This window comes from Vibrio sp. Y42_MX_L11 (assembly GCF_024181785.1).
GTDB lineage: Bacteria > Pseudomonadota > Gammaproteobacteria > Enterobacterales > Vibrionaceae > Vibrio > Vibrio diabolicus.
Window position 1 is genome coordinate 1 of record NZ_JAMZAP010000009.1, and the last position, 20,148, is coordinate 20,148.

Here is a 20,148-nt window from a genome sequence, read left to right on the forward strand (position 1 = left end):
TCTGATCATCAAATCGATCTTGAATGTATTGAAATTATTGTGATTTAAATGTACAAATTAGTGGAAACATCACTTCACGTCACCCCTTATGCCATAAAGGATTTTCATGATCTTGCCCTGGGTTCCTATCTTGTTTGACAACACGGAATCATCCTATTTGGATAGTTACGGTGTCAGCGAAACCAAAGTGGTTTCAGAGTATTTTGGTACGGCGTCTGAAGGTGATGTCATCATTGCTACCGGAGTACAGAATGAGGATGGCAGCATTCATTACCTGGTTTTGCCTTTGAAGAGCAAAGATCTCAACGATAACAGTAAATTGTTTGAGGACACTAAGCTCGCAATCACTCTACTTAAAGAACAAAAGCATGACTTGATAAAAGAGAGACAAAGCGAACATCGCGAATAAAAATAAAGGAAGATAGCTTCTCCTATTCCATGGCTATCTTCCTTAAAATAACTCCAGTCTCAATCAAGAAAAATTCATTTATCTTCCCTCCGGAGCCCTATCCGAAATCACCTTGCCATCTTTGATGGTGATGATGCGTTTGGTGCGCTCTGCTAACGCATTATCATGGGTAACGATGATCAGCGTTCTACCTTCGGAGTGAAGTTGATTGAACAAGGCTTCAATCTCTGCGCCGGATTTTGAATCCAATGCACCCGTTGGTTCATCCGCTAAGATGATTTGCGGATCGTTGACCAAGGCTCTTGCAATCGCAACTCTTTGCTTTTGACCACCAGAAAGCTGGTTTGGTTTATGATCTAAACGATCCCCTAGCCCGACTTGCTCTAGCAATTTAGCGGCGCGCTGGCGACGTTCTTTGGCTTTGATACCAGAGTAAACCAACGGCAGTGCCACGTTATCAAGCGCCGTCGCGTATTCCAATAAGTTAAAGCTTTGGAAGACAAATCCGATCTTTTGGTTACGAATGCCAGCCAGCTCATTCGCACTTAAACTTGCGACGTTTTGGCCGCCAAGTTGGTACTCGCCATCGGTGGGCTTATCTAAACAGCCGAGCATGTTCATCAACGTTGATTTGCCTGAACCGGACGGGCCAAGAATCGAAAGAAACTCGCCTTGATTAATGGTTAAGTCAACGCCGTCTAGCGCGCGAACTTCCGCCTCCCCGCTTGAGTAGTATTTACAGATGTTGGTCAGCTCAACAAGCGGCTTGTTCGACATGTTCTCTCCAGAGTTATTGTTGTTATTCACTTTGTAGCGCCTCCAACGGGCTGACTTTTGCGGCTCGGTTTGCAGGTAACCATGCAGATGCCACACCAATGATCACTAAGGTGAGGATGACAATCGCGACAACGACCCACGATAACTCAGGGACAGGTTTACCCAGTTGTTCATAAAAGGCATTGCCTTCTAAAGGAATAGAACTGATGGCCGACACCAGCGCGTACGTCACGGCTAACCCAAGCGCGCCCCCCATCATCATTGTCAATAAAGACTGCACTAAATAGTGCATGCGAATTGCGGTTGGGGTTGCACCGACTGCCATGCGCACGCCGATATCACGCGTAGATCGCTTTACGGTGGCATACATCACATTGGCGATGCCAACGCCAGCAACAGCTAACGTCACGAAGCCGATAATGCCAAGAAAACTCTGCAAACCTATCAGAAACTGCTGCATACTCTTTTGCTTAAGGAAGATATCATCGACTTGGACGATCTGCTCATCGCTGACACTTGCCCCGTGCTTACGGGCAATCACTTGCCTGATCGTCTTTGCTAAGGCTTCTCGGTCTACATCGGCTTGTGGTTGCACATTGATGCCACCAATTTCACCGTTGACATGAAATCGCTTCCACGTCGCTAACGGCACAAAGCTGGAATAGTTGATAAGTTCCCCCTGTTCTATTTGGGCGCTGTTTTTCTCCAATACGCCCACAACGGTGAACTCCTCATTGCCGATTTTTACCTTTTGCCCCACAGGGTTGACTTGCAATGTGACTGTCGCAAACCAACTAAAGTCCTCATTCGGGTTGAATAAGTCGGCTGCCAGTTCATAACCCAGTACAACGACTTTGCGCGTCTCTTTTTGATCGAGTGGATTTAACCATCGTCCCCCCGCCATCGGCACCAAATTGGTCATGGATTGAAACTCGCTCGTGACCGCTAACGGCTCTTGCCACGAGCTTCTGTCACCAACGGTGATACGCTCTTTCCACTTCGCAGTTGGCGCAACACTTTTTACATCGGGTAACGCTCGAACGATCTCTGAATCGTCCATTTTTAATGTCAGAAATTTACCTTGGTGAAAAGCACCGTGGTCGACGGTGGCCATCCCTCCGGTCAAATAGATCAAGTTGCCGTTACCATTTTGTGCGGTTTTCAATACCCCCTGACGAATGCCCTCACCTACCGCCAACATAGCAGCGATACAGAGGGTCGCCCACGCTACAGCCAGAATGGTCAAACCCAATCTCAGCTTTTCTGCGGCCATTTCTTGGAAAATTTGTCTCATCGGTAACAACATGACTAAGCCCTCGCACTCAAAGCAATGACTGGCGTGAGACGCGATGCTCGCCTTGCTGGGAAATACGACGCCATCAATGCCAAGATAAGCGTCACAAGTAAAGACCAAGCAATGGAATCTGGCGTGATCACAGGTAAACCAATCCATTCCGGTAATGCCATGCTGCTTAGGACAGATACCACTGCATACGAAAACATCAGACCTAATGCCGTGCCCACGGCTACCAAAATAAGCCCTTCAAGAATAAACTGACTGAGTATGGATTTTTGAGTCGCCCCGATCGCCAAACGCACACCGATTTCACGCGTGCGCTCCGTGACGGATAAAAACATGATGTTGGCAACGCCAAGCGCACCGACCGCCATGGTCATCGCACCGCTCGCTCCGAGAAAAATCTGAATGCCACGTAAAATTCCACTGATGACCGCCACACCTTCACTAAAATCAGGTAATTCGACCGCATCTTTATCACTTGGGTCAAAATGAAGCTGCTTGGCGAAAAAGTTCACGATATTTTGTCGAAACGACGGTACATCCATCCCATCTCTCGGCTTCATCAATACCATCCAAGGTTTCGCATCCCACAAATCGCGGTACGTTGTTTGAGGAATGAAAACCGTGCGGCTATCGCCGAATGAAATGCCAGTGTCCTCACCAACGGTTATCCCAATCACCAAAAACGGAATGCCGTTGACTTTGAGCCTATCCCCGATCTGGATTCCGCCCATTTGCGCAATTTGATCGCCTAACACCGCCACGCGAGTATGGTTGTCCATATCACTTGGTGACAGGTTTCTCGAACCGGATTGCAGCTTGCGTTGCATTAAAGGAAAGTAAGACGTATCAATACCGCTGACCGTACTCGATAAGTTCTGTCCTTTGAGATTGGTGATATTCGCATCCCATTTGGCGTAAACGCTTGACGCCTGTTGCACGAAGCCTGACTGTTTGAGCATGTCGACTTTTTCTTGTGGAATATCAATTTGTCGTCTTGAAGCTAACCCTTGCCACGGTTTACTGGTACTCGACGGAAACACCACTTGCACATTGTTGATCATAAATGAAAACGACTGGGTCTGATGGCGATAAAAGCCTTCGCCAAGTGCGATTAACACCACCACAGAGATCACGCCCCAAGCAATCGCGATAATGGCCAGCACGCTCTTCATGCGGTGCGCCATCAACGTTTGCCAAGTTTGTTGCAATAGACTGCTCATGAATGAAAAGCTCGAGAGATCAACGCCATGGTATCGTCATCGAGTTTCCCTGCGGTTTGCAGTAAGCCGATTCTCTTACGCCAGTAGCTGTACAAGTTGGTTTGCAGACTGTTTTTCGCCTCAAACAAGCTGTTGTGTGCGCTGATAACTTCCGACACTTCAAGCAGGCCAGCGTCGTAAAGTTTCTCTTTGCTTTGCAACACTCTGGCGCGCGACTCAACCAGCTCGTTCGCTATCAAAACTTGATTCCAGTTGATATCGACCTGCGTAAACTGCTGAATAACTCGTTTCTGAATATCAATTTCCACTCTACGCATATCTTGCTTGGCATTTAAAATATTCAACGATGCTTCGTCCACTTTCGCTCGCACTGCACCATTGAGGTCAATCGGCAAACTCAAACTAATCCCAGCGTTAAACTCGCCGTTTGAACGATTGTCACCATCGCTGTAGCCCACACTGCCTTTGACGGTTGGGTAGTATCCTCCTTTAGCTGAATCTTTCGCGAACTCGCTCGCTTTCACCATCTGCGCCGCTACCAACAGCTCTGGACTACTGTCTTTCGCCAGCTTTAGCCATTGCTCCTGAGAGTCCACCAGCATCGGCGGCTGAATCAAAGAATCCGTTCGAATTTGGTCGACACTCTCCGGCATTTGATTGATTAACGCCGCAAGCTCTGCTTTTTTCACTTCGAGATCGGCTTTTGCATTGAGGATACTTGCTTGCTCAGAGACTTGATTCGCTCGCATCTCTTCAACATCAACCGACTTCACTTTGCCTGCTCGATAGCGTTTCTCGATGATGTTGAGAAGTTCCTTCCCCTCCTCCAGCTTGGACTGCGCCAATTTGAGGTCGCCCAGTGCGCTTGCCACATCTAGGTAAGCGGTGAGCAACTTCTGCGCAAGCTCGTTATGTGATTGAGATAGCTCTAACTGTGCTTTGAGATAATTGGCATTCGCTTGATCCAGTTCCGACCACAAACTGCTATCCCAAATAGTTTGAGATAAGGTAGCGCCGTAACTGTTGGAATGGCTTGAAGACTCATTCCAATCCGCTGACGCACTGGCACTTAAACCCGGCAATAACGCTCTGCGGCTACTCTGTACGCCAACCTCGCCAAGCTGGACGCCGATTTTCGCTTTTTCGTAATTTGGATCGTTCTGCTTTGCTTGTTGCCAAGCTTGTTCAATAGAAATTGCGTAGGTCGGCAAACTGAGCGTGGCAGCCAACAATGCAAAGGCGATTGTTGATCGTTGCAGCTTAACCATGCGCCGCTCCCATCATGCTGTTGTCGATAACCTCTTCATCAAGCTCCACGCCGTCAAGCACTTCGACATTGATGCCATCTGACAGACCGAGTTTCACCGGTTGTTTATGAAACCCTTGTTCTGAGCTGTCGGGGATCAGAACATTCGGTGCGTCACCATCAAATTGCAGAGCGCGCTCCGGTAGAGTGAGCACACTTTCAGACTTCTTCAGAATGATTTGAGCCGTCGATGAAAAACCAGAACGAAGCAACACATCTTGTGGGATCTTGAGTTCTCCCACTTCAACCTCAAAACCGTTATCAAAACTTTTTGCCGAAGCATTTCCCTCTGGTGAGTTGAGGTTCTCAGATTGAATCGCCACTTTGATTAGCACACCAGAAATCGCCACATCAGGATAAGGCGCCACCGTCAACATAACGGGCATTCCCGGAGACAACTGCGCAGCATCATGCTCACTGACGCTACCTTTAAAAATCAGACTGTTCATGTCGGCCAATGACATCATTTCAGTCGCGGCTTGGCTTGATTGAGTCGAGATGATCGGCTCTCCGACCTCAACTTTCTGGTTGAGTACCGTGCCATCAATTGGCGCGTAGATCGTCGACGTTAAACGTGCATCACCGATAGACGCCTCACCACTGCGGATGAGTTCGAGATTCTGGCGCTTTTGCAATACGTCCGCTTGCGCAGATTTGACTGCCGAGCGCGCACTTACGTATTCGTCGTAGTTACTTGGAATAATGTCCTGCTTGACCAAGCTTTCTAGGTTAGACAGTTTTTGTTTGGCGGATTCCAGATCGGCTTCGCTACGCATGAGTTCTGCCGATGCATCCGTTAATGCTTGGGGGGTTGGGTTTGGACGCACTTTGATCAGCGGCTGGCCTTGCTTCACCTTTTCACCAACTTTCGCGTAAATTTCACCGACAATACCGTCGATTTGTGACTTGATAGACACAGAGTGTGCAGGGACAATTTTACCAACAGCCACCGCTTGTTTTTCAATCGTGCCTTTTTCCACAATCAATGTAGGCAGCAATTCTGGTTGAGCAGCAGATTGGAGATAGAAATACGTACCACCGCCGAGCAGCGCGATGCTCACAGCGGAGACAAGCCAACGTTTCGTCATTATTTATTCCAACAATTATTGGGTAGTCTAATGACTACTCCTAAAACACAAAGTTGAAGGAATAATATCCTGCTTTAATAGCGGTTTGGTTGTCACAGTTGGTATGGTTTTGTCAGTCGTCTCTGACAATCAAAGACTAAAAAATCTCGAGGAATCATTCAGCAAAGACGCTGTCTACGATGGCGACTAACAAGCTCTGTAACCGCTCATTTCAACCTCCACCCATTTTATTCTGAACAATGTGCAAAATGGCGCAATTCTGTATCCTCCAATCGCATATCCATACAGTCTTGCGCCTCACGTCCTAAAGCTGGAAAAACCGCATGCGCTTTTAAAATGCCTTGGCTGATAAAGCCACATTTCTCCAACACACGAATACTTGCGTGGTTTTCAATATGCGGGGCAGTGCGAATGCGCGTTATACCTAAGCTTTGCAGGTAGACAACGCCAAGTTTGCAGGCTTGGGTTGCATAGCCTTTTCCCCGATAGCGAGCAGAAATACCAAAATGGATTTCACTGCTGTCTTGCTCAGGTATCAGCACCAGACAACCAATAGGAGTTTGAGAAGTGAGTTCTTCAATAGCGAAGACCAATAGATTGGGAGACTTTTGATCATATTGAGCGCCCATCTTTTGATGGCTTCAAGGGTTTGATTAGAATTTTGGTAGGCTTGGCGATTGAGGAGGCGGTATGCTTGCTCATCGCCTAAATAGTTTTCAAACAGAGGAGCAGAGTCTGTTGTTTTGAGGTGTCTGATTGCCACTTGTTGAGATTCAACTCTCATCATGATTTAGCTCTGATAAACATTCGGTTTCCAGATTTGCATGAAGTTTTCTACTGGAGCAATAGGAGTGAACCCAAACTGTTCGTACAACCCATGAGCATCGCGGGTTGCAAGCATCATACGGCGTAAACCTTGTAGTTCTGGATGAGCAACAATTTCTGAGATCAACCACTTACTGATGCCTTTACCACGATGTGCCTCCACAACAAACACATCGGCAAGATACGCAAACGTGGTGCGATCGGTAATTAACCGAGCAAAAGCAACGAGTTGATTTTCGTCATCCAAAACCGCGAAACAGAACGAATTTCGCAATGACTTCTCAAAGCGTTCTCTTGGAATACCCTTTCCCCAATAACTGTTTGAAATGAACTGGTAGATAACGTCTAAATCCATGTCATCTAACGACGTGGTAATTCGAAACCCTTGCATTGTATCCCTCAACATTGATTTATATTTTCTCAGCCACACAGACAAGCGATTTGGCATTCACCTCAAATGCTTGCGCTGACCACGACTGGTACTTCTCTATGATTCTGAATCCCGCTTGTTCAAGGAAAACCTCTATGTCTTCCAGCGGACGATATTTTAAATCAATGCTGGAATACTCAATCGCTCAACCTTCAAAATGGCGCTCTTTCTTCAAATACATGATGGATGTTTGCGAGTCATACTCGGCCTTCATACCTAAATAATTCACTTCACCATAAGTTGGAGAAACATAGGTTTGCCACAGTGCCATCTCATTATCCAATTCTAGATTCTCTGGCGTTGGTAACCGCGTATCGAAGACAAATCGCCCACCTTTTTCTAGGTGCTTTGATATTGAGCTCAGTGCGCCTGCCAGCATGTCGTCACTTAAAAAGGCCTGAAATGCATTCCCTGTCATTATGGCTAGGTCAAACTTCTTACCTAACGAAAACTGCGTTGCGTCGAGATGAAGAAAACGCAAGTTACTCCTGCTTTTGGCTTTGTCCTTTGCGTGTTTGAGCATCCCTTCAGAAATATCAATGCCAATGGCTTCGTTGAGTGGCTCAGAGACTGGAATCGTGACAATGCCGGAACCACAACAGACATCCAGTACACTTCGAGCATTGGTTTCTTCGATTAACCTTCTGATGAAAGCAATGTCGTGATGGTAATGCTGCTCGTATTGGGCATCGTATTCAATGCCCGATCCGAACTCGGTTAAATCTTGTGTTTTCAAAAACAGTCCTTGTTTGTTACTTATTTCAGCGGTGTGACTTTTTCAGCTCTAGCATCAAGTATCGACACACATAACCAACACCAGATACATAACCAATCACATTTTCTAGGGAAACCACTTCCAACCCCGCCTGCTGACAGAGTTGTTCAACTTCACTTTCGGTATATGCCGTATGCACGACCGATCCACTATAAGTATTTCGGGGCAAATCTTGTCCATCCGGATCGTGGTATTGAAATATCCATCATTTCGTCCTTGATAACCAGAACGATGCTCGAATGTAACACGCAATACGCACCTAGGCACTTATTAAATAGCTAATTTTCTATGAAACGTAACCGACTGGTTATTCAGCGCTAACCAGTAGAAATAGATGAAATTTTGAAAAGTACTAGCCCGTGATTCCGATGGAATTTTTAAGTGCATAAAGAAAAAATATGTCCTGATAATCTGCTTCGATTATTCAGCTAATCTTATTTCCATCATTCTATTCTCTGTATATAAAAACAATATTTAAATTAACATAACAAACCTATCGCTTATTATTTTCCATTTAAATAATGATTCTTATTTTTAATATCATTCTATAATTAAAGTGCTCAAATTCTCATGTTGTATTAACTTGAGGTTTAATTTATGAAACTAACTCCTTATTTAACTGCTGTTGTTTCGGTCAGCTGCGCTTTTGGCGCATTCGCAGCCGATGATTCAAAAGCACTTTTAGAAGATGCACTGAGTGCTGCACCACCGACTATTCGCGATAAAGTAACAGTGATGGACTGGAACAATAATGTTCTGCAAGAAGGTTCTAGCCAATACACTTGCTTCCCAACGCCTCCTCAATTGGAAGGCATTGCTCCAATGTGTATGGATGGTCCTTGGATGGAATGGGCAGACGCTTGGATGAACAAAAAACCTTTCCAAGCCAAAGCATTAGGTATTTCTTACATGTTAGCGGGTGATGGCGGTGCCAGTAACACCGACCCATTTGCAGAAGGGATGACGGACGATAATCAATGGATTGTGGAAGGACCACACTTGATGATTATTACGCCAGACCAAGCGTTGCTCGACTCTCTACCAACCGATCCAAGTTATGGTGGCCCATACGTGATGTGGAAAGGCACGCCATACGCACACATTATGATTCCCGTTGGAGCGAGAAAATAAAAAGAAAAAATCCGATATTCAGTATTTTGAATATCGGATTTTTATTTAGTTATTGAGCTAACCAAATTCTCGCCAATATTCCTATCGGCGTTGTGACGCCTGTCGTAATAGAGGTCACTTCACCATTTCTTAAAATATAAATGGTTGGAGTCACGCTAATTTTCCATTCACGCATAATATCGCTTGAAGGATCGTTTATGTTTTCAAAACGATATTCTTTTGCCTGCATAAACTGCGCCACACGCTCATTTGGCCCTGATGAGCCAGAAACACCAACTACGGCATAGTCATCACTCAGCCAGCTCACGCTTGGGCTTACAAATTTACAAGCGGGACACCAAGTCGCCCAAAAATAAACAACGACAGGTTGTTCATGACTTTGTGCGATTGCATCGAAGTATTCACCATCGCTCAATACGGAGCTCAATGGTGGTGCCTCCTGTTTGGGAATATCTTTGGTGCGATACCAATCCATCGCGATAGAAATAACGGTGACAATGAGCACCATCTGTACGATTTGAACGAGCCAATATCGGACTGTTCTACGCTGCTTTGTCGAACTCATTGAATGGATCCCCCACTCGCTTGTTTCACCGCGCTTAAAACAACATCATCAGTCAGAATCACAGGTAACGGGATACCTTGTGGCGCCGCCGGGCCATAGACGATGTTAAACGGCACACCGTAACGCCCATGAGCTCGTAAAAAGTCCGTTACCGAGCCGTCCGGATGCGTCCAATCCCCTTTTAACGTCGCCACATTAGGGCTTTGCAGCAATGAGTAGACAGGATCTTGCCAGATCACACCGATCTTGTTCGCTTTACACGTGACACACCAATCCGCAGTCACATCCACAAACACCACTCGCCCATTACTGACGTGCTCTTCAATCGCTGAATTAGAAAGCTTTTGCCAAGCTAAGTCCTCAGGAAGCGGTGTCGCCCATTGGTCGGCAGTGACACTACCAAGTAACAGGCCACCAGCTATCAACACTAATGACGCAGTTCCGGATACAGCAAGCGCTTTCTCACCATACACTTTCTTAACTCTTGCCATCATTACGACAAAAGCAACCACAGCGATGAGTGCAATCCATAACATCGGTACATGATTTGCCATTAATGAAAGTAGCCAAACGCTGGTTGCCAACATCATTATGCCAAACACGATCTTAACGACATTCATCCATGGACCGGGCTTTGGTAGTTTTAGCGCGATACTTGGAAACACAGCGACTAAGATCCAAGGCAGTGCCATACCCAATGCTAATGCTGTAAAGGTTGCAAATAACGTTAATACGTCCGCGCCCAAGGCAAAAGCAACGGCGGTGCCTAAAAACGGTGCAGAACAAGGTGTCGCAAGCAAAGTAGCGAACATACCTTGAACGTAGTGACCCACTAGAGAGTTATCACCTTTCGATGCGAGCCATGTATTAGTACCCGATGACAGACGGATTTCAAATAATCCCAACATATTGGCGCCGAACAAAGCAGTGACTAGTACTATCAATCCTAGGAACCAAGGGCTTTGGAACTGCACGCCCCAACCGATCGCGTTACCCGTAAGCTTCAACACCAAAATGAATCCAGCTATCAGCCAGAACGAAGTGAGAATCCCCAGAGAAGAAGCGATAAACTGGGTACGAATTTGACGGCGCTCTACACCATGCGCAGCCACAATACTGCTGAGCTTCATCCCCAATACAGGCAGCACACACGGCATGATGTTCAAAATCAAACCGCCTAACAGTGCAAATAAGAAAATACTCGCTAAAGAGGTAGTTGGCAGTGACGATGTAACCGCTCCTGCTTGTGCTTGTGTTACCTCTTCGACCAGCAAGTTATCATCTTTGATAGAAACATATAACGATTGTTCATTAAGCTCTACCTCACCCAGCCAGGTATCAACCGAGTAATTTGCTGTGACGATATCACCTTCTTGCTGAAGTCCATCCAACTTGAAGCTGTAGTCACGAATCGCATCACCAACACCATCCACCAACACTTGAGGATTTTGCCAACCTTGTGTGTTCTTTAGTTTGATTTGTAATTTGGATTGCGTCGCATCCCAATTTGTTTGCGTGACCTCAACAAAAGGCGAAGATTGAGGAACATTACTCACCGCTTGGGCGTAACTAAACATCACGTCTTCGTCCACTTTCAGCTCAGAAGGTAAGAACGTCAATTGGATTTGGTAGTCCGTCAGCACACAAATCGTCGTACAGGAAGAAAGCGTGAGCACTGCATCAATCGTGACGGGTTTCGACATATCGTCGATATGCAGCGTCATTGGGAACAAAGTGTCGCCTTTGTAACCGAGAGTCTCAATGCCCAATAACTCGAACTTTTGCGGATATGGCCATTGCCAATCAACCTTGCTCAGGTTTTGCGAGTTTTGCCAATCTATCGATGGCGCGACACCACCCTCGCCCGGCGATCGCCAATAAGTTTTCCAGTCTCCGCTCAACTTAACATCCAAATAACCTGTAAGTGTTTTGGCTTGCGGATCTTGTTGACCCGTTAGTACAAAGCGCGTTTGCACTGGAGGATGCTTCGGGTTGGTCATCCAACCGGTATCGGTAGTTTGTGCTGAAATATTCAGAGAGAACAAACTCAAAGCCAGCGTCATAAAGAACATAGACGCGAACTGAGTCAGTTTGGTAATTTGATTCATAGTGATTCCTAATAATAAAAACAAATGTGCTAAATCGCTGACTTTATTGGTCAGAAAGCACGTTTTTATTCTTGGAATACACAGAAAGTCAGATGGACCCGATACTTACGACCTATCGGCTCCGTCCAATGTTGTGCGCGAATATAAGTGCAGCACATCCAAATAGCCGACGCTAAAAGACCGACAAACAGAACAACAATAAATGCATCGAGTTGATGTTGAGAAAATTGAATTAACTTTTCAGACAATTCGCATTTGCTGGTTTCTTTAGCATCAATCGACTTGACGCTCGAACCCTCATCAGTAAGTGAAACAGCAGGCGATACCGTCTCGTACTTCATAGAGCATGACGATGCAAAACCTGAATTTTGCATCAGACACACGACAACCACCCAGCCAATAATCGCTAGTAGCCATTTCACCCGTTTATGTGGTGTGTGATGTCGTTTAGTCAATAAACTCATAAGAATTCAGATAAAGTAGGAACGAAGAAGATAATACGCGAGTCGTCATAAAGCTCAAGTTGTATCCACAAAATAGCATTAAGAAGCTTCACTCACTAAGCTCTAATCTAGCTTGCCATAAATATATGCCAACTCTGCGACGGTTTTCGCTGAGAACTTTTTCAATAGGTTGGCGCGGTGTACTTCAACCGTGCGCATTGCAATGCAAAGCTCATCCGCAATTCGAATGTTCCGCTTGCCTGCGATGATCAAACGTAAAATCTCTTTTTCTCGGGGAGTGAGCGATTCATACGCCGATTTTGCCGCCGCCATATCAAGGTTTGCAGCCGACTGCACTTGCCCCTGCAAAATGGCTTGTGCCAACTCATCTCCTTTGACTGGCTTTTGGAAAAAATTGACCGCGCCAGCTTGTAATGCATCGACCGCCATCGGGACATCACCATGTCCGGTCAGGTAAATAACGGCCAAGGGACTGTTGGCTTGATTTAAAATTTGATGGACTTGCTGACCACGAAGATTTGGCATTCGACTATCAAGAATGATACACCCCGCTTGCTGAACGTCCACCTCATCAAGGAAAGACTGCCCATCAGCAAAAGTGGTGACGTTGAAGTCATGTTCTTCCAACATAAAAGCGAGCGAGTCACGCACCGATTCATCATCATCGACTACAAAAACAGGTAGCTGCTTTTCACCGCTGCTCATTGAATGCTCCTATGCCTAGTTCAGATTAGTTTTGATATGGAAACACGAGCTCAACCAAACAGCCATGTGGCGCTGTCGAGCTGATGAGAAACTCGCCACCATGCATTTCCATTACATCACGACAAATGGCTAACCCCAGCCCGAGCCCCTCTTCTTTGCTACTCACAAACGCTTGAGTTGGATTCTCTTGCTGCAACCCTGTGCCGTTGTCTAATACTCGAATGGAAAGTTGATTGTCTTGGTAGTCACTATGCAGGGCAATTTTACCTTGATAACCTGACGAGTGATATTTCTCTTGGAACAAAGTACACGCATCAATCGCGTTACTGATCACATTAACTAAAACCTGTTGAACGCCCACAGCGTCGACAAGTACCGGACGGACGTTCCCTTCTATACTGGTCACAATCGAAATATTTTGCTTCTGCATTCGAAAATGGAGCAACTCAATCGTGTCATCAATGAGTAGTTGAAGGTCGCACGGCGCTTTGTCGACACTACGCTTGCGGATCAACGTTCTTAAGCGCTGAATAATTGCATCGGCTCGTTCAACTTGCCCCTGTATTTTCTCAAGCACTGGGACAATATCTTCATGAGGGCGCTTTTTGGCCAAGCGAAGTAAACCGCCTTCACTGTAATTGCGAATGGCCGCCAATGGCTGATTGAGTTCATGGGCAAGACTAGTGCCGATTTCTCCGACAATCGCGACTCTTTGTGAGTGTTCTAACTGTTCGCTTTTCTCTTTTAATCGTAACGATGTCTGCTCCAACGCTTGCTTACTCTTGCTAAATCGATACTCAAGCCAAAAGTGGTACGCGTTCAATACAATCACAAAAATGAACAGCGCCCACGCCCATTCTTGATGACTGCGCAACCAGCGCAGTGCCTCACTCCACCAAGGTTGTTGCAACGGATGGAGATCCAACGCCTGATAAAGTTTGTCGATGCTCAGCAAGCTGACGGGTGACGTCCAACCTGACGCGCCAGCGGCAATAATGGCGGGGTGATCTGGCGGCATAGCAAGCAAGACTTGCGCAATCTGTTTGGCGAGCTGAGCTGAACCACGCTCTGTTTTGGCAAATGACCAGTTTGGATATAACGGCGTAGAAACAGCGCACGAAGAATGTTCATTTGGCTGTTGATTTAGGACTCGAAAATCCCCTTGCTGTAACAGACCTTCATTTTGCATCTGTTCCAATAAACAAGCAGGGACGACAGCGGCTTCCACATTGCCATCACGTAATTGATACAGGTTGGCATCAATAGGAAAGCCGAGGTAACGGACATCAGCAAAGAAATCGTTCGGATTAAGACCCATTTCCACGATTTGATAGCGCAGCGTTAAGTAACCGCCAAAGGCTTTTTCTGATACCGCTGCAACAGGACGTCCTGAGACATCTTGCAATGTTTGATAGCTTGAACTGGCTCGAACCACCAGCGCCGAACCAATGCCGTAGTTCGAATTTTGCGGCGCTCGGCTGGTTAGCGTTGCCATCCACGACAGTGCGTATTGCCTACCCAATCGCACTGCCTGACCTGGGTTAGTTAAGATGAAATCCATCGTCTGAAACTTCACCGCTTCGCCCATTTCATCCAAGTTAAGGGGATGAAGAACAAAATGCACATCAGAAATTTGCTGATTGAGCCAATCAATGGTCGGTTGCCATCTCTGCTCAGCATAAAGGTGACCACGTATCGCTAACACGCCCACTTCGACTTTCTGCTTAGACTCTGGCTGCACTGCGTTTTGCTCTTGCAGATCTGCTTGTTCAGAAACAGCGCCCTGAGCTAAAGATGCAAAGGCAACCAAGCAAAGAATCCAAAACTGAAGCAACCGTGGCGTTTTGTTCATGATGAGTCGAATCGTTCCTTCGAAAATAATGAAGCAAGAATAACAGCTACCTTCCCTAAACCACATTTGTTTTAGATCAAGTTTGATCTGGGTATGTGGAAATCCACAATATAAGCCTCGCGGTGCATTTCTCACAATGGAATCAGTCAATTCAAATACAACAAAAAAAGCAGGTGAGTTATGGATTCCACCAAACGTCGCTTTCTCAGCGCGGTCACAGCCGGAGCCGCGTTAATTCCAGTCGCAGGCATTGGCACGGCAACTGCGGGAAACATTATTCGAAATAACCAGTCCGCTGACCGAAAAGGACAAGTCGGGAAGCGTTATGCCATGGTGATAGATTTACGAAAGTGCGTCGGCTGCCAGGCTTGCACCGTGGGTTGCAGCATTGAGAACCAAGCGCCTATCGGCCAGTTCCGGACCACCGTAAAGCAATACGAAGTCACACTGGATGACGGTTCGAAAGCCACGCGAGAAGCAAAGGCCTTTATGCTGCCTCGCCTTTGTAACCACTGCGAAAACCCACCTTGCGTGGCTGTGTGTCCGGTTCAAGCGACCTTTCAGCGCGAAGATGGCATCGTCATGGTGGATAACAGTCGCTGTGTCGCCTGCGCGTATTGCGTACAAGCTTGCCCTTACGATGCGCGTTTTATCAATGAGGACACCCTCACCGCAGATAAGTGCACCTTCTGTGCACATCGTCTAGAGCAAGGTCTATTGCCTGCCTGCGTGGAGACCTGTGTTGGCGGTGCGCGTGTGATTGGTGATTTAAATGATCCAACAAGCGAGATTCGCCGCTTAATCACAGAACATCAGGACGACATCAAAGTGCTGAAACCCAATGAAGGTACCAAGCCTCACGTGTTTTACATCGGCATGGATGAGCGCTTCACCAGCCACATCGACGGACAACCGGCCATTTACGACCCACAAGGAGAGCACGCATGAACATCACCGAAGTGTTAGTCCAACCTCAAGCGATGGCATGGCTACCGTGGGCGGTGCAGTATTTCTTCTACATCGGTTCGGCTTATGCGGCCGCTATTTTATTCTTAATCGCCCTATTATTTGAAAAACACACCAGCCACAGACTGCGCGCTGCGCTTGTGCTGACGCTGGCCATCGGCGCCATCGTGGGACCATTAGCGTTAACTGGTGATTTACACCAACCGGGACGAGCATGGCATTTTTACGCACACATCACGCCGTGGTCATGGATGTCTTTAGGGTCACTTTTCTTGCCTGTTTTCTCAGGTTTAGCGGTAGTGACCGCATGGCTGTATCTCCGCGAGGATCTGATCAACTTACGTAATCAGCCAGGGAAAGTACTGCCTCTAATTTCAAAGCTATCACTGGGTGAGTGGGTGCTCTCTCGTAGAGCCATGCTTATGGTATCTTCCATCACAGTGCTATCAGGCATCACTATTGCAGTTTACACGGGCGCTGAAATTGCGGTCGTTAAATCGCGCTCGTTGTGGCACCAACCCGCGTCGCCGGTTCTTTGGTTTGTCACTGCTTTTATGGGCGCAGTCGGCTTCGCTCTGCTGATTTGGTTACTGCTGCCTAGTCAGTCAAAGACGCTGACATCTGGCGATACTAATTTACTGAAAAAATCAGTGGTTACCAGCGGCGTATTAACGCTGATACTGCTACCGATTTGGGCATCCAACAATTCCGCATTTTCGCTCTATTCTAGCGAACAATGGATGCACAACATTGCCCTGCTCACTTTTGTCGTTTTAGGTTGTGTTTTGCTCGCTTTCATCTTCTTACGCGATACCAAAAAGTCCGCATCAGCCAGATTTCGTCACGTCATAGGGCTCAGTTTTGTGTCTGCTGCCGCACTGGCAAGTGCATGGCTGATTCGCTGGTTTACCATCATGGAAGTGCAAACCATCGCCAAGTTCGATGCAGGGCTGTATCCATACCAACTCACTATGGATGGAAATGGCTGGATAGGCATTATCGGCATGCTCGGATTATGGCTTGCACTCGCACTGCTCGGCTCTGAGCTGGTTCAGCAAAAACAAAATATCGAAGTAAAAGCATCATCACTCACCTTAACTGAACGCTAATCAAAGAGGATTTCATCATGGATAACAAACGCCGTCAGTTTTTGAAATCAGGCATTGCAGTGGGTGGGCTTGGCGCATTCGCTGCGGGTTACGCCACCACAACCAAACACATGGTCGAGGGTGCGCTCGAAGGCACTGCGGGAGAAAAAACGCGTGATATTCACCACGGTAACTCGCTTGAACCAGAGTACACGGTCAACAGCAAAGGCAACCTGATCCCGAATCCAAATCAGCGCGTTGCGCCATCCATGTGCTTTGGTTGTTGGTCACTGTGCGGATTGCGTGTACGCATTGATAACCGCAACGACGAGATTTTGCGTATTACTGGCAACCCATATCACCCACTCTCTCATCAGCAACACATTCCGTTCGAAACGCCCGTCAAAGATGCTTATTTAAGTTTGGCAGGAGAATCGGGGCTTGATGGCCGTTCGACCGCCTGTGCAAGAGGAAACGGGATGCTAGAAATTCGCAACAGCCCGTATCGCATCACTCAACCGCTAAAACGTGTGGGTAAACGTGGTGAAGGAAAATGGATTCCGATCAACTACGAGCAACTGATAGAAGAAGTCGTGGAAGGTGGTGATTTATTTGGTGAAGGCCATGTTGATGGCTTGCGCGACATTCGCGATTTAACAACGCCCGTAGATCCTGAAAACCCAGAATATGGCCCGAAAGCCAATCAACTGTTAATGACCAATGCCGGTAACGAAGGCCGAGACGACATTTTCAAACGCTTCGCGTTCAATAGCTATGGTACGCGTAACTTTGGGCATCATGGCTCTTACTGCGGCTACGCATTTCGTGCTGGCAGCGGTGCATTTATGAATGATTTGGATAAATTTGCCCATTTAAAACCAGACTTCGATAATGCCGAATACATCATCTTTATTGGTATGTCGCCTGCTCAAGCTGGCAACCCTTTTAAGCGTCAGGCGCGTCAACTCGCCAATGCGCGAACAGAAGGTAGCTTGGAATACACCATCATCACACCAAGTTTGCCTGCGGGGTCATCGAGCTTGGCGGCCGGTGACAACAACCGCTGGGTACCAATCAAACCAGGCACCGACTCTGCCCTCGTGCTTGGCATGATCCAGTGGATCATCGAAAACCAACGCTACAACAAAACCTTCTTAGCCCAACCGGGGGCGAACGCAATGAAACGAGCTGGCACCGCGCACTGGTGTAATGCTACGCATCTCGTGATAAGCGATGAGCAGCACCCGAGAAACGGCACGTTTTTACGCGCGTCGGATCTGAATCTGCCATTCGAGGGCGAAGCGTTGTCTGATTCCGACCCGTACGTCATCGTGGATGATCAAAGCGGCGAATTTGGTGTGCATACCCAGACAGGAGAAGCGGCACTGTTTGTCGATAAAACGGTTTCGCTTGCATCAGGCAAAGTGCGCGTAAAATCTTCCCTACAAAGACTCAAAGAAGAGGCGTTCCAATACAGTCTTGAGTTCTACAGCCAACAATGTGAAACCCCTGTCGAACAAATTGTTGAACTAGCAAAGCGCTTCACCAGTCACGGAACAAAAGCGGTGGTCGATACCCACGGTGGCAACATGCACACCAATGGGTTCTATAACTCGTTTACCATCATGATGCTCAATGCGTTGATTGGTAACATAAATATGAAAGGCGGCGCTATGGCCAAAGCGGGTGGCTACCCAACTTCCGCTGCGGGTCCTCGTTACGACTTCACCAAATTTGCTGGCAAAGTCGGCCCGAAAGGCGTCTTTCTGTCGCGCAGTAAATTCCCATACCACAAAACCAGCGAATACAAACGTCGCGTTGAGGCAGGTGAATCCCCTTACCCAACTCGCGCCCCTTGGTATCCGTTTGCCGCGCCACTGCTGACAGAGCACCTATCTGCGGCTATTGATGGTTATCCATACCGCGTTAAAGCGTGGATCAACCACATGGCGAACCCAATGTATGGTGTACCCGGTTTGAAAACGCTGCTGGAAGATAAGCTTAAAGATCCAAAACAACTCGGTTTGATTGTATCTGTTGATGCGTTCATTAACGAAACCACCGCATTGTCGGATTACATTGTGCCAGACACCGTTACTTACGAAAGCTGGGGTATGGCAACGCCTTGGCACGACGTTCCGGTGAAAACCGTCACCGCTCGCTGGCCGATTGTGGAAGCGCGAACAGAGAAAACCGCCGATGGTCGTTCGATTTGCTTAGAAAACTTTTTGATTGATGTCGCCAAGAAAATGCAACTAGGCGGCTTTGGTGACAACGCGATTCAAGATGCGCAAGGGAATTGGCACGCTCTCCACAGCGCTGAAGATTTCTACTTACGTTCCGCGGCAAACTTGGCGTATGTGAAAGGCGGCGTGCCTGAAGTTTCGGCAGAAGACATTGCGTGGTCCGGCCTAGAGCGTTTAATGCCAGCCATGCAGAAGACGCTGACAGCGGATGAGATGAAACGTGTGGCGTTTATTTTTGCTCGCGGTGGACGCTTTGAAAATGCAACCGAAGCGTATCAAGGTGAGCAAATGAAGCACAAATGGACACGACCAGTTGCGATATGGAATGAACGTGTCGGCAGCGCAAGAAACACCATGACCGGTGATTTCTACACCGGTTGCCCAACATGGCATCCACAAAAAATGGCCGACGGCACACCAATGGAAGACCAGTTCCCAAGCTCAGAATGGCCTTTCAGCCTGACTAACTTTAAATCCAACATTCACAGTGCGGTATCCAACCTATCGCCAAGGTTGAACTCGATAAAAGGCGTAAACCCAGTGTACATCCATCCAATCGATGCCGAACGCGCAGGCATTAAAACGGGTGATGAGTTTGTTATCGAGACTCCATCTGCAAGCACCAAAGCACTTGCGATGATAGTCAGCGGGATTCGCCCTGGCACACTAGGATTTGAACATGGGTTTGGTCATACCGAGCTAGGACAACGCTCGCACTGGATCGGCGATAAACAGCAACCCGTAAAAACGCGCAGCCAAGATGGCGTCAACATTAACGACATTGGCTTAATTGACCCTACCCGAGAAGGCAAAGGCGTGTTGTTGGATTGGGTGGTAGGAGCCGCGGCTCGCCAATCATTACCAGCCAAAATCCGCAAAGCTTAGTAGAA

At 47.3% G+C, this 20,148-nt stretch carries 16 protein-coding genes and 3 pseudogenes; 5 read left to right on the plus strand and 14 right to left on the minus strand.

Translation table 11 applies throughout. The features are described 5' to 3' along the window. The first annotated feature begins 106 nt into the window (after nt 1-106). Nucleotides 107-409 carry a hypothetical protein gene (locus NL643_RS10910; protein WP_253644395.1) on the plus strand — a complete coding sequence of 101 codons (303 nt, stop codon included), beginning with the start codon at nt 107-109 and terminating at the stop codon, nt 407-409. A 78-nt stretch (nt 410-487) separates the two neighbouring features. On the opposite strand, the gene NL643_RS10915 is transcribed toward NL643_RS10910, so the two are convergent. The 9 genes and pseudogenes from NL643_RS10915 to NL643_RS10955 all read right to left on the minus strand — a co-directional run. Next, the gene (locus NL643_RS10915; RefSeq protein ID WP_101911857.1) at nt 488-1,186 is read right to left on the minus strand and encodes an ABC transporter ATP-binding protein; all 699 of its coding nucleotides are present in this window, start codon (nt 1,184-1,186) and stop codon (nt 488-490) included. Nucleotides 1,187-1,208: 22 nt separating this feature from the next. Continuing rightward, nucleotides 1,209-2,492 (minus strand): ABC transporter permease, encoded by a 1,284-nt coding sequence (locus NL643_RS10920; RefSeq protein ID WP_253644396.1) that lies wholly within the window; start codon nt 2,490-2,492, stop codon nt 1,209-1,211. Nucleotides 2,493-2,494: 2 nt separating this feature from the next. Continuing rightward, a complete protein-coding gene (locus NL643_RS10925; protein WP_253644397.1) occupies nt 2,495-3,709 on the minus strand; it encodes an ABC transporter permease in 1,215 nt (404 codons plus the stop codon). After that, nucleotides 3,706-4,977 (minus strand): TolC family protein, encoded by a 1,272-nt coding sequence (locus NL643_RS10930; protein WP_253644398.1) that lies wholly within the window; start codon nt 4,975-4,977, stop codon nt 3,706-3,708. Before NL643_RS10930 ends, NL643_RS10925 begins: the two co-directional genes overlap by 4 nt. Further along, nucleotides 4,970-6,103: an efflux RND transporter periplasmic adaptor subunit gene (locus tag NL643_RS10935; RefSeq protein WP_253644399.1), complete on the minus strand. Its 1,134-nt coding sequence runs from the start codon at nt 6,101-6,103 to the stop codon at nt 4,970-4,972. The genes NL643_RS10930 and NL643_RS10935 overlap by 8 nt, the downstream gene beginning before the upstream one ends. A 227-nt stretch (nt 6,104-6,330) precedes the next feature. Further along, nucleotides 6,331-6,890: pseudogene (locus NL643_RS10940) on the minus strand (GNAT family N-acetyltransferase). Between the two features lie 3 nt (nt 6,891-6,893). Then, nucleotides 6,894-7,319 (minus strand): GNAT family N-acetyltransferase, encoded by a 426-nt coding sequence (locus tag NL643_RS10945; protein ID WP_176320014.1) that lies wholly within the window; start codon nt 7,317-7,319, stop codon nt 6,894-6,896. Between the two features lie 19 nt (nt 7,320-7,338). Beyond that, nucleotides 7,339-8,094 (minus strand): annotated as a pseudogene (locus tag NL643_RS10950) (class I SAM-dependent methyltransferase). 25 nt (nt 8,095-8,119) lie between these two features. After that, nucleotides 8,120-8,332 (minus strand): annotated as a pseudogene (locus NL643_RS10955) (class I SAM-dependent methyltransferase); the annotation flags it as partial. Between the two features lie 398 nt (nt 8,333-8,730). Between NL643_RS10955 and NL643_RS10960 the strand changes: the two are divergent. After that, nucleotides 8,731-9,264: a hypothetical protein gene (locus NL643_RS10960; protein WP_015297004.1), complete on the plus strand. Its 534-nt coding sequence runs from the start codon at nt 8,731-8,733 to the stop codon at nt 9,262-9,264. A gap of 49 nt (nt 9,265-9,313) precedes the next feature. Here NL643_RS10960 and NL643_RS10965 read toward each other — a convergent pair whose 3' ends face one another. The 5 genes from NL643_RS10965 to NL643_RS10985 form a co-directional block, all read right to left on the minus strand. Further along, a complete protein-coding gene (locus NL643_RS10965; protein WP_253644401.1) occupies nt 9,314-9,829 on the minus strand; it encodes a protein disulfide oxidoreductase in 516 nt (171 codons plus the stop codon). Next, nucleotides 9,826-11,937, minus strand: coding sequence for a protein-disulfide reductase DsbD (locus NL643_RS10970; RefSeq protein WP_253644402.1), 2,112 nt, complete (start codon nt 11,935-11,937; stop codon nt 9,826-9,828). Before NL643_RS10970 ends, NL643_RS10965 begins: the two co-directional genes overlap by 4 nt. A gap of 65 nt (nt 11,938-12,002) precedes the next feature. Beyond that, nucleotides 12,003-12,401: a hypothetical protein gene (locus NL643_RS10975; RefSeq protein WP_104975005.1), complete on the minus strand. Its 399-nt coding sequence runs from the start codon at nt 12,399-12,401 to the stop codon at nt 12,003-12,005. Between the two features lie 102 nt (nt 12,402-12,503). Then, on the minus strand, nt 12,504-13,106 hold the full coding sequence (locus NL643_RS10980) for a response regulator transcription factor (RefSeq protein WP_253644403.1): 603 nt from the start codon (nt 13,104-13,106) through the stop codon (nt 12,504-12,506). 25 nt (nt 13,107-13,131) lie between these two features. Next, nucleotides 13,132-14,958, minus strand: a complete 1,827-nt coding sequence (locus NL643_RS10985; RefSeq protein ID WP_253644404.1) for a sensor histidine kinase — start codon at nt 14,956-14,958, stop codon at nt 13,132-13,134. A gap of 180 nt (nt 14,959-15,138) precedes the next feature. On the opposite strand from NL643_RS10985, the gene dsrO reads away from it, so the two are divergent. From dsrO to NL643_RS11000, 3 genes are read left to right on the plus strand one after another with little or no spacing between them, the layout of a single operon-like run. After that, nucleotides 15,139-15,906 (plus strand): sulfate reduction electron transfer complex DsrMKJOP subunit DsrO, encoded by a 768-nt coding sequence (gene dsrO, locus NL643_RS10990; protein ID WP_182036440.1) that lies wholly within the window; start codon nt 15,139-15,141, stop codon nt 15,904-15,906. Continuing rightward, entirely contained in the window at nt 15,903-17,033 is a 1,131-nt protein-coding gene (gene nrfD / locus NL643_RS10995; protein WP_182036439.1) for an NrfD/PsrC family molybdoenzyme membrane anchor subunit, read from the plus strand. The genes dsrO and nrfD overlap by 4 nt, the downstream gene beginning before the upstream one ends. A gap of 17 nt (nt 17,034-17,050) precedes the next feature. Then, entirely contained in the window at nt 17,051-20,143 is a 3,093-nt protein-coding gene (locus NL643_RS11000) for a tetrathionate reductase subunit A (RefSeq protein ID WP_253644405.1), read from the plus strand. Nucleotides 20,144-20,148: the final 5 nt, after the last annotated feature.

Coding starts and splice junctions, on each gene's coding strand:
- NL643_RS10910 (WP_253644395.1), top strand. CDS start 107: ATGATCTTGCCCTGGGTTCCTATCTTGTTTGACAACACGGAATCATCC.
- NL643_RS10915 (WP_101911857.1), bottom strand. CDS start 1,186: ATGTCGAACAAGCCGCTTGTTGAGCTGACCAACATCTGTAAATACTAC.
- NL643_RS10920 (WP_253644396.1), bottom strand. CDS start 2,492: ATGTTGTTACCGATGAGACAAATTTTCCAAGAAATGGCCGCAGAAAAG.
- NL643_RS10925 (WP_253644397.1), bottom strand. CDS start 3,709: ATGAGCAGTCTATTGCAACAAACTTGGCAAACGTTGATGGCGCACCGC.
- NL643_RS10930 (WP_253644398.1), bottom strand. CDS start 4,977: ATGGTTAAGCTGCAACGATCAACAATCGCCTTTGCATTGTTGGCTGCC.
- NL643_RS10935 (WP_253644399.1), bottom strand. CDS start 6,103: ATGACGAAACGTTGGCTTGTCTCCGCTGTGAGCATCGCGCTGCTCGGC.
- NL643_RS10945 (WP_176320014.1), bottom strand. CDS start 7,319: ATGCAAGGGTTTCGAATTACCACGTCGTTAGATGACATGGATTTAGAC.
- NL643_RS10960 (WP_015297004.1), top strand. CDS start 8,731: ATGAAACTAACTCCTTATTTAACTGCTGTTGTTTCGGTCAGCTGCGCT.
- NL643_RS10965 (WP_253644401.1), bottom strand. CDS start 9,829: ATGAGTTCGACAAAGCAGCGTAGAACAGTCCGATATTGGCTCGTTCAA.
- NL643_RS10970 (WP_253644402.1), bottom strand. CDS start 11,937: ATGAATCAAATTACCAAACTGACTCAGTTCGCGTCTATGTTCTTTATG.
- NL643_RS10975 (WP_104975005.1), bottom strand. CDS start 12,401: ATGAGTTTATTGACTAAACGACATCACACACCACATAAACGGGTGAAA.
- NL643_RS10980 (WP_253644403.1), bottom strand. CDS start 13,106: ATGAGCAGCGGTGAAAAGCAGCTACCTGTTTTTGTAGTCGATGATGAT.
- NL643_RS10985 (WP_253644404.1), bottom strand. CDS start 14,958: ATGAACAAAACGCCACGGTTGCTTCAGTTTTGGATTCTTTGCTTGGTT.
- dsrO (WP_182036440.1), top strand. CDS start 15,139: ATGGATTCCACCAAACGTCGCTTTCTCAGCGCGGTCACAGCCGGAGCC.
- nrfD (WP_182036439.1), top strand. CDS start 15,903: ATGAACATCACCGAAGTGTTAGTCCAACCTCAAGCGATGGCATGGCTA.
- NL643_RS11000 (WP_253644405.1), top strand. CDS start 17,051: ATGGATAACAAACGCCGTCAGTTTTTGAAATCAGGCATTGCAGTGGGT.